This window comes from Mycolicibacterium madagascariense, assembly GCF_010729665.1.
GTDB lineage: Bacteria > Actinomycetota > Actinomycetes > Mycobacteriales > Mycobacteriaceae > Mycobacterium > Mycobacterium madagascariense.
Window position 1 is genome coordinate 1,914,270 of record NZ_AP022610.1, and the last position, 13,412, is coordinate 1,927,681.

Genomic DNA, 13,412 nt, shown 5'->3' on the forward strand with positions numbered 1-13,412 from the left:
CTGACACACCGTCGATCAGATGAAGGGAGAGGTCGATGCCAACAACGATGCCCCGCGCAGGTGCTCGGGTATGAAGCTGGGTGCGCTACTGATGCCGTCGCATCCGCCGGGACGATCCATCCGGCGAGGCCAACAGTGGGATCTCGAGGAGCTCGTCCGATTGGATCGCTACGGTTTCAGTGAAGCTTGGATCGGTGAGCACTTCACGGCTCCCTGGGAGCCGTGCCCCGCACCCGACCTGCTCATCGCCCAAGCCCTCGCCAGTACGCACGACATCCTGCTGGGTCCGCTGGGTCACCTGCTTCCGTATCATCATCCGGTCGAATTGGCCCACCGCGTCGCCTATCTCGACCACATGGCGCAAGGGCGATATCAGCTGGGCGTCGGCATCAGCGCACTGCCCACCGACCACGACATCTTCGGACTCGACCCGAGCGGCGGACGCAATCGCCGCATGACGTTCGAGGCGCTGGAGCTCATGACGACGCTCTGGCGTGACGGTGGGGGAGCGTTCCGGGGTGAGTTCTGGACCAGCAACCAGCCGGGGCGCTGGCCCGTGGACATCCGCCACCACCTCCTGCCGTATCAGCGGCCACACCCGCCGATCGCGATCTCTGGAATGACACCCGATTCGCAGAACCTCAAGCTCGCCGGTGAGAAGGGCTATCTCCCAGTGAGTTTCGGCATCAGCCCCGACCCGGCTGTCACCGCAGCCCACTGGGATTCAGTGGCCGAAGGAGCAGCGCGATCCGGCCGGATCGCGGATCGCACGCAGTGGCGGGTCGTGCGCGACGTCTACGTCGCACCCTCGGACGCCGAGGCCCGATCGTTGGCGATCAACGGCATCATGGGCCGATGCTGGCGCGAGTTCCTCCTGCCCCTCTACAAGGCCAGCGGACTGACACCGCTGCTCAAGCATGACCAGGCGGTCTGCGACGACGACGTCGACGTCGACTACGTGGCCGGGCACCTATGGTTCGTCGGCTCACCCGAGACGGTTTCGACGCGAATCAACGAACTACAAAGCGCCACCGGTGGTTTCGGTCATCTCCTGATGGTGTCCTACGATGCGACCGACGAGTTCGAGCAGTGGGATCGCAGCCTGCATCTGCTGGTGAACGAGGTCCTGCCCACGTGCGCGATGCCCCGTCCCGCGGGTGTCACCGGGGGCCCTCGATGAGTTACGTCGCGTTGGCCACGCAGAACTTCGACGAAGTCACCCAGTTCTACCGCGAGGTCCTGGGTTTCGACGTGGTCACCGAGTGGGATCGACCACGGGGCCGGGGAACTCGGTTCGACCTCGGCGGCGGACTTCGTCTGGAGATCCTCGACAATTCCCGCGAACCGGTTCCCCGCGCGCTGGGCGAGGGCGGCGATCGCGTCCACGTCGTCGTGGAGGTGGACGACGTCCACGCCACGTGGTCCCAACTGTCGATCGACGCACCGGCGCCCGCGGCGACGTCCTGGGGCGCCAGTCTCTTCGGCATCCGCGACCCCGACGGAACCGCAATCACGTTCCTGCAGTGGACGACCAGTGAGGGGAGCCGACGATGACGGTGGCGCGGCGAGTCATCATCGGGATGTCCGGCGCCAGCGGCGCCATCTACGGCATCCGGCTCTTGGAGGTCCTGCGCCGGGTCGAGGACGTGCAGACCCACCTGGTGATCAGCGCGGCCGGGCGCCGGACCATTGCCTTGGAGACCGATACCTCGCCCCAACAGGTCGAGGCGCTGGCCGATGCGGTGCACAAGCCCGGTGACATCGCAGCCTCGATCTCGTCGGGGTCGTTTCGCACCGCGGGCATGATCGTCGCCCCGTGCTCGATGAAGACGGTCTCGGGAATCGCCACCTCGTACTCCGACAACCTGCTCCTACGCGCGGCCGACGTGGTTCTCAAGGACCGCCGGCGCCTGCTCCTGCTGGTTCGCGAAACGCCGTTGCATCAAGGACACCTGCGGCTCCTGTCTCAGGTGTCGGAGATGGGCGCCATCGTGATGCCCCCTGTCCCGGCGTTCTATCACCGGCCGCGCACCCTGGGCGACGTCATCGATCAGACGGTGAACCGCGCACTGGACCTGATGGACATCGACCTTCCCGCCGACCTGTTCCCGCGGTGGTCGGGACCTGGCGGACCAACCGTCCCTAATGCGACCGAGCTCAACGGCAATGGCTACCAACATCATCCGATGGCATGAGCCAACGGATGCCACCACCGAAGGAGGAGAACCACATGTCCACGATTTCGCATGCCATCCGGATCCGCGCACCCCGCGACGAGGTGTTCGAGGCCATCGCGACGACGAAGGGTCTGCAGGGCTGGTATGCCCCTCGGGTCACCGGTGAGCTCGCGGTCCACGAAGAGATCGTCGCCGAGGCAGCCGACGGCGAGGTGTTCCGTTGGAAGTTGCTGAGTCAAAACCCCGGGACGTCCGCGGAGTGGGAGTGCGTGTCCGGCCCCGGATCATCGGCCGGAACCCGAGTCATGCACCGGCTCTCCGAGACCGATGACGGTCGGACGGCCGTGGAGGTCGATCACGATGGGTGGAGCGAGGAGGATGACGCCATCCCCACCTGCAACACCCTGTGGGGAATCCTCATCGGCCGACTTCGCGACTATGTCGAATCAGGTTCGGCGACACACGCATTGGGTTAGGTTGGCGCTCTGCTTAGGAGACACGCCGATGAGCGCTCGACGGCGACGTGATCTGTCATCTCGGGAGGACGCCGTGACGGTAGTACTGGTTCACGGGGTGCCCGAGACGTCGCTGGTGTGGGACGAGCTGGTCGCGGCATTGTGCGAGGGCGGCGTTGTTGCACCAATTCGGCTGTCGCCGCCGGGGTTTGGCGTCCCCATCCCGCAAGGATTCGAGCCCACGCGTGAAGGCTATGTCCGGTGGCTGATCGACGAGCTCGAATCGCTCGGTGAACCGGTGCGGCTGGTGGGGCACGATTGGGGCGGTCTGCACGTCGTGGGGGTAGCCATGACCAGGCCTGACCTCATCGAGTCCTGGGTGTCGGACGTCGTGGGCATCTTCGACCCCGGGTACCGGTGGCATCCGTTGGCGCGACGATGGCAACGACCCGGCGCGGGCGAGCAGGCATTGAGTGCACTGGTGTCCATGTCTGATGACGAGCGCATCGCCTATCTATGCGGCCAGGGCATGCCGCGACACCTTGCCGGCCGTCTCGAATGTGCGATCGACGCCACCATGAGTCGATGCATTCTGTCGCTCTACCGATCCGCGATTCAGCCTGCGATGGCCGAAGCAGCGGGGTCGTTGCCCGCAGCGGCAGCACGCCCAGGACTGGCCATCCACCCCACCGAAGACCACAACTCGGGGACCCGGGAGGACGTCGTGCGCTCGGCCCGCCGCGCAGGCGCACGGGTGGCGGAGTTACCAGGGCTGGGTCACTGGTGGTTCGCCCAGGAGCCGCGGCGTGCGGCCACCGCCCTCCACCACTTTTGGGGCTCTCGGTGACCGCCGGTCGGGGGCGGTTCACTCGCGTTCGCGTGTGCCCTTCGCATCGGACAGGGTCAACCCGGGGCTCCTGACGGCGAGCAGTACCTGTGCGAGCCAGGTGTTGTCGGACAGCGATCGTCCGCTCAACGCCTCGAACCGCCGGAGCCGGTAATTGACGGTATTGCGGTGACAGTGCATCACCACTGCCGTCGACGCCACCGACTGTTCGTTCTCCAGCCACGCCCGTACCGTCTCGATGAGGGGCAGGGCCCGATCCGCCGGAAGCTGCAAGACGCTGCCGATGGTGGCGTCGATCAGGCTGTTCGCGGCCTCCGGCGAGCTCGCCATCAAGACGTCCAGCACGTCCTGGCCGTAACGCATCACGGGTCGCTGTGTCGACGTCGCCGCAGCAGCAGTAGCTGCCTGCACACGCGCTCGTCGACAGTCCGACACCGCGCGAAAGGGGGCACTCAATCCCACCGTCGCCGAGGCACGCTCTGCCACGGACTGTCCCAGTGAGGTCAGATCGCACCTCCTGGCGTTCAGCGAGACCAAGCCGACCTGTGAGCGTGGGCCGAGCCGAAACCACGCCGCCTCAACGGCGTTCGATCCGGCGACGATCTTCTCCCAGTCGGTTTCCACCACCGTCGTGTTCGCGGCGGTCACCTCCATCACGCAGAACTGCCCTTGTCGCGGGATCCCCAATGTGCCCACCGCGTCCCAATAGGGCGCCCCTTGTGCTGGGTCACCGCCGAACAGGACGTCGAGCAGAGCCGCGCGCACCTGTTCTCGGCGACGTGCACTGTTCACGGCCAGATCTCGGTAGATCTCGTTGGCGCGCTGGGAGATGCGATCGACCATCTCGAAGATGCGCGGGGTCGCCGCGAGCAGCGTCTTGCTGTCGGCGGGTTCGTCGTCGACCATCGCGGCCCACTCCTCCCAGATCGCAGCGACACCAATCCGATAGGTGTGCAGCAAGTCCAGCAGAGTCACACCTTGATCGAACCGGCGGGAGATGACCTCGTCCAAGGCGCTGGCGTCGTAGGCGTGTTGGCCTTGCAACACCTCCAACAGCTCCCGCAGCGTCATGGTCAACGCCCACGCGGTCTCGCGGTCGTCGAGGTGGTCGGCCGACGAACGCGCGCGGACCGTGGGCAGGATCTTCGCGACCTTCTCGTCGATCTCGACCGCTGCGGCTGCCGCGAACCGGGCGATGTCGTCATCGATGGTCACGGTCAGATCCTCCGTACCGCGGTATCACGCCGGTGCCATGCCAACACCATGTTGGCCCCCTTGCTACTTCGACCGACGGCAACTGCCCCCGCGCCGAGCATAGATAGTTGACTCATCGGACCAGAATGGTGAGACGAGCATAACGCCGATTGCGATGGGACATCTTCGTGCTGCAGCCCAAAGCAGACCGAGATCTGTCGAGGGTGGGATCGCTGGGTGGCGCTCTTAGGTGCATGTCATCGTGTCGTCGAGTGAACGGGCGGCGACGGTATGCAAAGTTCGAGACCCGAATGCACTCGCACACCCACCGAGTCCTCGTCGATGCCGAGGCGGGGGTCCGGCATCCGTCCGAAGACTTGTGCGGCCGAAATCTCAATCTGGAGCTTGCCCAGATGCGCAACGGCACAACGATGTGTCCGGGCCAACGATGCCGGTCAGATCACCCACGACGTCGTTGACCGTCTGAGGCGTCCTAGGCCAGCTGAGACCGCCCCTCGTGTCGAACAGCCGTGGCGGAGGGAAACGACTAACGACTGGCCGACGGCCCGTTTGTCACTGTTTGCTCTGCGCCCGCTCGCTCGAATGTTTCCCGCCAGCCCAATCCTGTCAAAGGGCTGAATCCTGCCGCTGGCAGTGTCATCCTTGACGCGAAGACGTACACCGTCAGCAAACCCCAGGCTAGCCCAGACCCCGTTCAGCCATGAGGACCGCGCATGATGCACCACGTCGTTGACGACAACCCTGTACTGCAGCGTTTGATCCGCGCCCGCCAGGCCTGTGAGCAGGCCACTGGCGGGCAGGAAGCCGAAGCGGCGCACCGCAACCTTCGCCTTGCAGCGGAGGCTGCCCGCGACGCCGAGGTGAGCTGGTCCATCATCGGCGAGGCCCTCGGAATCGCGCGGGGCAACGCCTATAAGCGGTACCGGCGAAAGCCCGCACGACGAAGGGGCGCCAGTCCCCGGTGACGGCCGCGCCCCCGATCGGCGGCGCGCCGTGATCGTCGGTGGTCTCGGCGCGCGATAGCCTGCCCGCACGGAGCGCGTCTGACCCCGACGAGCACGTCGTTGGTCTGGTCGGAGGAAGAGCCCATGAGCGTTCGACGTGCATCGGGGGCCTCCCGGCTGCTGATCGGGGCCGTCGCCGTCGTATTGGTCGCTGCCGCAATGGGTCCCGGGGCGGGCGCGCCGGTGACGCAGGCGGCACGGATACCGTGCGAGCACGGCGGCGCCCCCGTCACGCTGGACGGAGCTCACCTCACGATCGCCGACGTGGTGGCGATCGGCCGAGGGGGAGCGTGCGTCGACATGCCTGCCTCGGCGATGCAACGGGTGCAGCAGTCCTTCGACGTCCTATTGGAGGCGGCCCGTGAAGACAAGCCGATCTACGGCCTGACGCGCGGCGTCGGAGAGAACAAGGACAAGACGGTCTTCCCCGGCGGCCAGATCACCGACGAAGGACGATCACTGTCGGAGGCGTTCAACGCCAACCTGTTACGGGTGCAGGCGACGGCGACGGGACCGCCGGCGCGCGTCGAGATCGTCCGCGCCGCAATGGCCATTCGGCTCAACGCCATGCTCGTCGGGCACACCGGCGTACGGGGCGTCGTCGTGCAAGGGCTCGTCGACTTCCTCAACCGCGGCATCACCCCGGTGGTGCCGACGCAGGGAACGGTCGGCGAGGCGGACATCGACCTTCTGGCGCACGTCGGTCTGGCGCTGATGGGGGAGGGCGACGTGTCCTATCGGGGGCGCACGGTGCCCGCCGCGACTGCGTTGCGCGACGAGGGGTTGCGGCCGGTGACCCCGTTCGGCAAGGACGCCTTGTCGACGTTCAGCTCCAACGCCTACTCAGCGGCCGTCGCGGTGTTCTCGACCTACGACGCCGGCACGGTGCTGGCACGGGCGCGGCAAGTCTTCGCGCTGAGCATGGAGGGGCTCAACGGCAACGTGGCGCCGTTCCTCGCCGAGGTGCAGCAGGTGCGGGCCTTCCCTGGGCAGGCGGCTGCCGCCGCGGCCGTGCGCGACGAACTCCGCGGCAGCTTCCTTTACTCGGTGGATCCTGCACGCGCGCTTCAAGATCCGTTGAGCTACCGGACGTTCAGTCAGGTGTCCGGCAGCGCCGAGGACGACCTCGCGCGCCTCGTGAATCTGTTGCAGACCCAGCTCAACAGTGCCGATGACAATCCCACCGTGCTCATCGGGGCGGTTCCACCGCCGGATGCCGCGTCACAGGAACGGGCCTACTACGTCGACGGCAACGGCGTGCGCGGTGCGGTGATTCCCACCGCGAACTTCGAGCCGCTTGCGTGGGTGTTGCAGCTGGAGTCGCTCTCGGCGGCCCTGGCGCACGTGTCCAGCACGGCGACCGAGCGCATCCTGCGTCTCGGCACACCCGAATTCACCCACCTATCGCGGTTTCTCACCGCCAACCCGTCGATGATCGGCTACGCCGCCATCCAGAAGATTCCGGCTGACTTGAGCGCGAGGAACCGACGATTGGCCGAGGGGGCGTCGCTGGACGTGATCCCGGTGGCCGGCGACATCGAAGACACCTCGACCAACGCGGCGGCAGCGGCGACGAATCTTGGTGACATCGCCGACAATACGTTCGCGATCCTGGCGGTGGAGTTGATGCACGCCGCCCAGGCGGTCGATCTCCGGCTGCGGACCAACGGGGCATTGCCCTTGGGTCGGGGAACCCGGCCGTTCTTCGAGGCGTACCGCCGAGTGGTGCCGTTCCTGGACGCGGACCGCAATCTCAGCCCCGACGTCGCCCGGTCGGTGGCGTTCCTCCAAGGACCCGACGACACCTGACGGTGGGCCGGGTATCGAGTACCGGCGGGCGTCCGAGTCGTGCGCGCACCGCAGCCTGCCGTGCCTAGACGAGCTCGTCGCGTCGGACCCGCACCTCCCGGTGGAGTGCATCCCGCACGACTTGTATTTCCGGCCGCTTCAGCGCATCCCGGCGAGCCGCCAAGAGGACTGCTACTCGAGTGGGCCGCAGGTAGGTCGCGACCTGCTGCAATTCTGGCGCGGTGTGCGCAACGAACTTGCCCAGAAGTCCAATTCCGATGCCTTGGCGGGTGGCCTCGAGCTGGGCGAAGATATTCGTCGAACTGAAACCCAGGGAAACGTTGGGAAGGATGGACGCCAAGTCTATTTCGCGCACCTTCTCCAATTCCTCGACGAACGAGATGATGGGGTGCTCGGCGAGTTCGGCCACGGAACTCGGGTTGCCATGCTCTGCAAGATATTTCTCACTCGCGTAGAACGCATTGTCGTATTCACAGAGCAATTCGGTGTGCAGCCGGGTCGAGGCCGGCGGCGGTCCGGGAGTCACGGCGACGTCGAACGTCGTGTCGCGCAGGGTCAGCTCCCGCGCGCCCGTCGCCAATTCAATGCGAAGTCCTGGGTGCTGCTGGCGGACACGCGCCATTGCCGGAGTGACGAAGAGAGTGCCAAAGCCGTCTGCCGCGGTGATCCTGACGGTGCCCGCCAGCGCTGGTGGCTCCGACGAACGGGCGGCGTGCGCGGCGAGCCCAACGGCGCGCTCGATCGACCTCGCGTGCTCGACGACGGCGCGGCCCGGCTCGGTGAGTACCCACCCCCCGTCGACGCGGGCCAGCAATCGGGCGCCCAGGGTTTGTTCGAGCGCCTGCAGGCGCCGCGACACCGTCGAGTGATCGACACCCAGGTGCTTTGCCGCCGAGGTCAACCGACCGGTGTCGGCGACGGCCGCGAGATAGCGCAGGTCATCGGCTCGCACCGACCGTGGGTCATTCAACGCAGCAATCCCTGGCTCGCCGTCGCGTGCATTATTGCGGGCTCCGTGTGCGCATCTGGGCATTGAGAATCCGTCGTTGGTCGACCTAATTTCACATCGAGCCCTTTCCGACCTCGCACGCCGCCGTGTCGACGGTCGCCCTGGGTTCATACCGCTATTCACGGCCCAGCACGTCCCGTTGTCTGCCTGGGGGCAGACGTCAGTGACTGTGACATGCGGGCGACGCGCTGCCAACTCGTGAAGGAGTATCCATGCCGCTGGCTCGTATCGATCTCATCAAGGGCAAGTCAGCGCATTATCGCCGCACCATCGCAGACGTCGTGTACGACAGGATGATCGAATGCCTCGGCGTCCCCGAGGATCGATTTCAGACCATTCACGAGCACGAGGCGGAGAACTTCCTCTTCGATGCCGACTATCTCGGCATCTACCGTTCCGAGAACTGCATCTTCATCCAGTTGATCTTCCTCGACGTCGCCAGCGCCGAGCAGAAGGCAGACTTCTACCGTGCCGTCGTCGACGATTTGCAGGACAAGCTGCAGGTGCGGCCCGAGGACGTGTTCTTCAACCTCGTGACGGTTCAGCCCGCGGACTTCTCCATGGGTCTGGGGGTGGCGACCTATGTCAGAGGTGTGCCTTCCGACCGCCTCGACCCCAATTCCATCCCGGACTGACGACAGCTGCTTCGGTCCTCGCGGAGCCCACCGCGGTGGACCGCCTCCGTCCGACCATTTCTGCCCATTGCGGGCACATTGGTAGGACGCTGGACTGGCGCCGGCAGTCGGTCGGCGCTCTTCGACCCGGAAAGGACGCGTCATGGCAAGTCCCGCAACGACTTTGAAGAAGGTGCTCATCACCGGAGCCGGCACCGGCTTTGGTTACGAGGTCGCGATGCGACTGGCCGAGAAGGGCTTCGACGTGGTCGCTGCCGTCGAGATCTACGGTCAGGTGCAGACCCTCAAGCGGCAGGCCGCCGAACGCGGGGTGAGTCTTCAGGTGGAGAAGCTCGACGTCACCCATTCCGGTGACCGCCGCAAGGCGCTGGACTGGGGCATCGAGATCCTGGTCAACAACGCCGGTGTCGGCGAGGGCGGTTCCACGGTCGACATTCCCGCCGCCAACATCCGCCATCAGTTCGAGGTCAACGTCACCGGACCGCTGCTGCTGACCCAGGGCATCGCCAAGCAGATGGCCAAGCGTGGGTCCGGACGCATCATCTGGGTGTCCTCGCGAGAAGGGCTCAACGTCAACCCGTTCACCGGTCTGTACTCCGCGTCCAAGCACGCCGTGGAGGCCATCGCCGAGAGCATGAAGGACGAGCTGCAGGAATTCGGCGTGGAAGTGGCGACGATGAATCCGGGGCCGTTCCTGACCGGTTTCAACGATCGCATCTTCCAGACGTGGGAGAGCTGGGAGGACGACCCAGAGCAGCGGTTGTTCGACTACGCCACACTCGCCTTCCCTCGGGCGCAATTCAACCCCGAGCCCGTGTACGCCACGTTGACCGCCCTCGCCGCCGGCGAGATCGACAGCTACCGCAACCTGGAGCCCACGTCGATGATCGAGGAGACCAAGAAGCTCATCGAGGCGCCGTGGACCAAGAAGACCACCGATGGGCTGGGGACCCGCAACGACGGTATTCAGAAGTCCTTCGACATGACTCCCGAGCAACTGCGCGACGACCAAGACCCCATCCCCGCCCCGTGACGAGGACACGCCGCCTGGCCGACGTCGCGGAGCCACGCGAGAGTTCCGAAAAGAGGAGAATGCGATGAGCGAGCACCCTCGTGTCGGTCTGCAGGTCCTGCTCGATAGAGCACTGAACAAGGGAACTGGCTTCTCTGCCGAGGAGCGGTCCGCCCTGCACCTCGAAGGCCTGTTGCCTGCTGCCGTCGACACGCTGGACGTGCACGTCGAACGCGCACTGGACCATCTCGCGGCCAAGCCGAGTGACTTGGAGCGCTACATCTATCTCCAGGAATTGTGCGACCGCAATTCAACGCTCTTCTACGCGTTGTTGATGAGCGATCCGGCGCGCTTCATCCCGATCGTCTACGACCCCACCATCGCCGATGCCTGCCTGACCTACGGCCACATCTATCGCCGGCCCCAAGGGATGTATTTGACCAAGAAGATGCAGGGGCGATTCGCCGAGGTGTTGGCCAACTGGCCCACGCGAGACATTCGGTTCATCTGTGTCACCTCCGGCGGGCGCATCCTGGGTCTCGGGGACATCGGGGCCAATGGTGCCCCCATCCCGATCGGCAAGCTCCAGCTCTATACGGCGTGCGCGGCGGTGCCGCCAGAATGCTTGCTGCCCATACACTTCGACATCGGCACCACCAACGCCGCGCTGCGCGCCGACCCGCTCTACACCGGGCTTCGTGAGACACCCCCGTCCGACGATGAGCTCGACGCGCTCGTCGACGAGTTCATGGCCGCCGCCACCGAGGTCTTCCCCGGCGTCTGCGTGCATTTCGAGGATTGGAAGGGCACCGACGCGATCCGGCTGCTCGCTCGGTACCAAGGCCAATACCTCGTCTACAACGACGACATCCAGGGTACGGCCAGCGTCACCATCGCCGGGCTCACGACGGCGCTGCAGATCAAGGACGAGACGTTGGCCGATCAGCAGATCATGTTCGCCGGTGCGGGATCGGCGGCAATCGGCATCGCCAGCATGATCGTCGAAGCGATGATCGACGAGGGCTCCTCACGAGACGACGCTCGCGGACGCATCGCCATGTTCGACGTGAACGGCTTCCTCGACGCCACCCGCGATGACCTGAGCCCGTCTCAGCAGGTCTATGCCAAGGACCTTCCCGCGACTCGGAGTTTGGCCGAAGCGGTGGCGTCGTTTCAGCCGACGGTTCTCATCGGTGTCAGCACGACCCAGGGCCTGTTCAGCGAGGAGGTCGTCAAGGGAGTCGCCGCCAACACCGATCGCCCCATCATCTTTCCGCTGTCCAACCCCACCGACAAGGCGGAGTGCACTGCCCAGCAGGCCTACGAATGGACCGACGGCAAGGCGCTCTTCGCCGCCGGCGTGCAGTTCCCCGACGTCACCATCGACGGGAAGACCTTCCACCCGGGACAGGCCAACAACTTCTACGTCTTTCCGGCCTTCGGTCTGGCCATATATGCGACCAAGCCGACGCGCATCGACGACCAGATGTGGATCGCTGGGGCACGCGGCTCGGCAGATCAAATCGACCAGGCATCGCGGGATGCGGGAATGCTGTTCCCCAACCAAGACAGGATCCTCGAAGTCGAGATCACGACGGCCACGCGCATCGCCGAGCACATCTTCGACCGCGGCCTCGCGACCGTCGACCGGCCCGACGACATCCGCTCCTGGATCAAGGGCCTGACCTACACTCCCACCTACTGACACCGGTACCAAAACCGTTGGCTTGCAATCAGAATCACCGTCCGCACGGCGAGGAGCAGCAGATGGCTCGTGAAGAGACCAAGGACTCTGCCACCCACGAGACGATCGAGGAGATGCCGGTTGGCATCGATGCGACCGGGCACCGCAAGGAATTCGACTCGATGGGTGACGTCGAGGTCCCCGCCGACCGGTACTGGGGCGCCCAGACACAGCGCTCGCTGCAGCACTTCTCGATCGGCGACGACCACATGCCCGCGGCGGTCTACCACGCCTACGGTTACGTCAAGAAGGCCGCTGCGCTCGTCAACGCCAGGGCGGGCCGGCTCGAGCAGTGGCGCGCCGATGCGATCATCGCCGCCGCTGATGAGGTCATCGCCGGCAAGCTCGACGACCACTTCCCGCTCTACGTCTGGCAGACGGGGTCGGGGACGCAGTCCAACATGAACGTCAACGAGGTCATCGCCAATCGTGCGATCCAACTGCTGGGCGGCACGTTGGGTTCGCAGACCCCGATCCACCCCAACGACCACGTCAACATGGGCCAGTCGTCCAATGACAGCTTTCCCACCGCCATGCACATCGCCACGGTGTTCGCACTGACCGAGCACCTGCTGCCCGCGCTGGACCGCTTCGCCACCGCGATCGAGGCCAAGGCGAATCAATGGATGGACGTGGTGAAGACCGGCCGCACTCATCTGCAGGACGCCGTGCCGCTCACGGTCGGTCAAGAGTGGTCGGGTTACGCCGCCCAGGTGCGCGACGCGATGGAGAACGTGCACCGCTCGCTGGACGGGTTGTACCGGCTGGCCTGCGGCGGCACCGCGGTGGGCACCGGACTCAATGCGCCCGAGGGCTTTTCGGCCGACATCGCCAAGGTCATCGCCGACCTCACCGACGAGCCGTTCGTCACCGCACCCAACAAGTTCGCGGCGCAAGGATCGCTCGACGCGATGGTCGCGGCGATGGCGGCGGTGCGCGGTGTCGCGGTCGCCCTGATGAAGGTCGCCAATGACATGCGCTGGCTCGCCTCGGGTCCGCGCTGCGGTCTGGGTGAGCTGTTGCTTCCCCAGAACGAGCCGGGCAGTTCGATCATGCCGGGCAAGGTCAACCCCACTCAGTGCGAGGCGATGGTGATGGTCTGCATCCAGGTGATGGGCGAGGACAACGCCGTCGGGTTCGCCGGCAGCCAAGGCAATTTCGAGCTCAACGCGATGCGCCCGATCATCATCAACAATGCGCTGCACTCGATTCGCATCATCGGGGACGTGTGCGACAAGATGCGCACCTATTCCATCGAGGGCACCGAGCTGAACCGTTCGCGCATCGACGCCGCCGTCGGCGACTCGCTGATGCTCGTCACCGCGCTCGCGCCGGTCATCGGCTACAACGCGGCCGCACAGATCGCCGAGACGGCCAACGCCGACGGTTCCACGCTCAAGGAGGCAGCACTGAAGTCGGGCGCCGTCGACGAGAAGACCTTCGACGACGTGGTCGACCCCCGCAAGCTCGTCGGAGACGGCGTGCAGGGGGCGTAGTTCAGGACG

12 protein-coding genes and 1 pseudogene are annotated in these 13,412 nt (G+C 65.6%); 11 read left to right on the plus strand and 2 right to left on the minus strand.

Annotation, left to right across the window (positions count from 1 at the left end; translation table 11 throughout):
- The first annotated feature begins 19 nt into the window (after nt 1-19).
- The 5 genes from G6N60_RS09030 (at nt 20) to G6N60_RS09050 (ending at nt 3,479) form a co-directional block, all read left to right on the plus strand.
- Nucleotides 20-1,180, plus strand: a complete 1,161-nt coding sequence (locus G6N60_RS09030) for an LLM class flavin-dependent oxidoreductase (RefSeq protein WP_246240497.1) — start codon at nt 20-22, stop codon at nt 1,178-1,180.
- Entirely contained in the window at nt 1,177-1,554 is a 378-nt protein-coding gene (locus G6N60_RS09035) for a VOC family protein (RefSeq protein WP_163735498.1), read from the plus strand. Before G6N60_RS09030 ends, G6N60_RS09035 begins: the two co-directional genes overlap by 4 nt.
- Nucleotides 1,551-2,195, plus strand: a complete 645-nt coding sequence (locus G6N60_RS09040) for a UbiX family flavin prenyltransferase (protein ID WP_163735500.1) — start codon at nt 1,551-1,553, stop codon at nt 2,193-2,195. The genes G6N60_RS09035 and G6N60_RS09040 overlap by 4 nt, the downstream gene beginning before the upstream one ends.
- 35 nt (nt 2,196-2,230) lie before the next feature.
- The gene (locus G6N60_RS09045; protein ID WP_163735503.1) at nt 2,231-2,653 is read left to right on the plus strand and encodes an SRPBCC family protein; all 423 of its coding nucleotides are present in this window, start codon (nt 2,231-2,233) and stop codon (nt 2,651-2,653) included.
- Between the two features lie 73 nt (nt 2,654-2,726).
- A complete protein-coding gene (locus tag G6N60_RS09050) occupies nt 2,727-3,479 on the plus strand; it encodes an alpha/beta fold hydrolase (protein ID WP_163735507.1) in 753 nt (250 codons plus the stop codon).
- 18 nt (nt 3,480-3,497) lie between these two features.
- Here G6N60_RS09050 and G6N60_RS09055 read toward each other — a convergent pair whose 3' ends face one another.
- A complete protein-coding gene (locus G6N60_RS09055; protein WP_163735510.1) occupies nt 3,498-4,694 on the minus strand; it encodes a helix-turn-helix domain-containing protein in 1,197 nt (398 codons plus the stop codon).
- A gap of 713 nt (nt 4,695-5,407) precedes the next feature.
- Between G6N60_RS09055 and G6N60_RS09060 the strand changes: the two genes are divergently transcribed.
- Together G6N60_RS09060 and G6N60_RS09065 are read left to right on the plus strand one after the other, a co-directional pair.
- Nucleotides 5,408-5,659, plus strand: coding sequence for a hypothetical protein (locus G6N60_RS09060; protein WP_163735513.1), 252 nt, complete (start codon nt 5,408-5,410; stop codon nt 5,657-5,659).
- Nucleotides 5,660-5,782: 123 nt separating this feature from the next.
- Nucleotides 5,783-7,507, plus strand: a complete 1,725-nt coding sequence (locus G6N60_RS09065) for an HAL/PAL/TAL family ammonia-lyase (protein ID WP_163735517.1) — start codon at nt 5,783-5,785, stop codon at nt 7,505-7,507.
- A 64-nt stretch (nt 7,508-7,571) separates the two neighbouring features.
- Here G6N60_RS09065 and G6N60_RS09070 read toward each other — a convergent pair whose 3' ends face one another.
- The gene (locus G6N60_RS09070) at nt 7,572-8,459 is read right to left on the minus strand and encodes a LysR family transcriptional regulator (RefSeq protein ID WP_246240500.1); all 888 of its coding nucleotides are present in this window, start codon (nt 8,457-8,459) and stop codon (nt 7,572-7,574) included.
- A 269-nt stretch (nt 8,460-8,728) separates the two neighbouring features.
- On the opposite strand from G6N60_RS09070, the gene G6N60_RS09075 reads away from it, so the two are divergent.
- The 4 genes and pseudogenes from G6N60_RS09075 (at nt 8,729) to fumC (ending at nt 13,403) form a co-directional block, all read left to right on the plus strand.
- Entirely contained in the window at nt 8,729-9,151 is a 423-nt protein-coding gene (locus tag G6N60_RS09075; protein WP_163735524.1) for a tautomerase family protein, read from the plus strand.
- Nucleotides 9,152-9,293: 142 nt separating this feature from the next.
- Nucleotides 9,294-10,184, plus strand: a complete 891-nt coding sequence (locus G6N60_RS09080; protein WP_163735527.1) for an SDR family oxidoreductase — start codon at nt 9,294-9,296, stop codon at nt 10,182-10,184.
- Between the two features lie 58 nt (nt 10,185-10,242).
- Nucleotides 10,243-11,868, plus strand: a pseudogene (locus tag G6N60_RS09085) (NAD-dependent malic enzyme); the annotation flags it as partial.
- Nucleotides 11,869-11,930: 62 nt separating this feature from the next.
- The gene (gene fumC, locus G6N60_RS09090) at nt 11,931-13,403 is read left to right on the plus strand and encodes a class II fumarate hydratase (RefSeq protein WP_163735533.1); all 1,473 of its coding nucleotides are present in this window, start codon (nt 11,931-11,933) and stop codon (nt 13,401-13,403) included.
- Nucleotides 13,404-13,412: the final 9 nt, after the last annotated feature.

What these genes read in the sequence shown, in the direction of transcription:
- G6N60_RS09040 (WP_163735500.1), top strand. Translation starts at nt 1,551, where the DNA reads ATGACGGTGGCGCGGCGAGTCATCATCGGGATGTCCGGCGCCAGCGGC.
- G6N60_RS09035 (WP_163735498.1), top strand. Translation starts at nt 1,177, where the DNA reads ATGAGTTACGTCGCGTTGGCCACGCAGAACTTCGACGAAGTCACCCAG.
- G6N60_RS09080 (WP_163735527.1), top strand. Translation starts at nt 9,294, where the DNA reads ATGGCAAGTCCCGCAACGACTTTGAAGAAGGTGCTCATCACCGGAGCC.
- fumC (WP_163735533.1), top strand. Translation starts at nt 11,931, where the DNA reads ATGGCTCGTGAAGAGACCAAGGACTCTGCCACCCACGAGACGATCGAG.
- G6N60_RS09045 (WP_163735503.1), top strand. Translation starts at nt 2,231, where the DNA reads ATGTCCACGATTTCGCATGCCATCCGGATCCGCGCACCCCGCGACGAG.
- G6N60_RS09030 (WP_246240497.1), top strand. Translation starts at nt 20, where the DNA reads ATGAAGGGAGAGGTCGATGCCAACAACGATGCCCCGCGCAGGTGCTCG.
- G6N60_RS09065 (WP_163735517.1), top strand. Translation starts at nt 5,783, where the DNA reads ATGAGCGTTCGACGTGCATCGGGGGCCTCCCGGCTGCTGATCGGGGCC.
- G6N60_RS09075 (WP_163735524.1), top strand. Translation starts at nt 8,729, where the DNA reads ATGCCGCTGGCTCGTATCGATCTCATCAAGGGCAAGTCAGCGCATTAT.
- G6N60_RS09060 (WP_163735513.1), top strand. Translation starts at nt 5,408, where the DNA reads ATGATGCACCACGTCGTTGACGACAACCCTGTACTGCAGCGTTTGATC.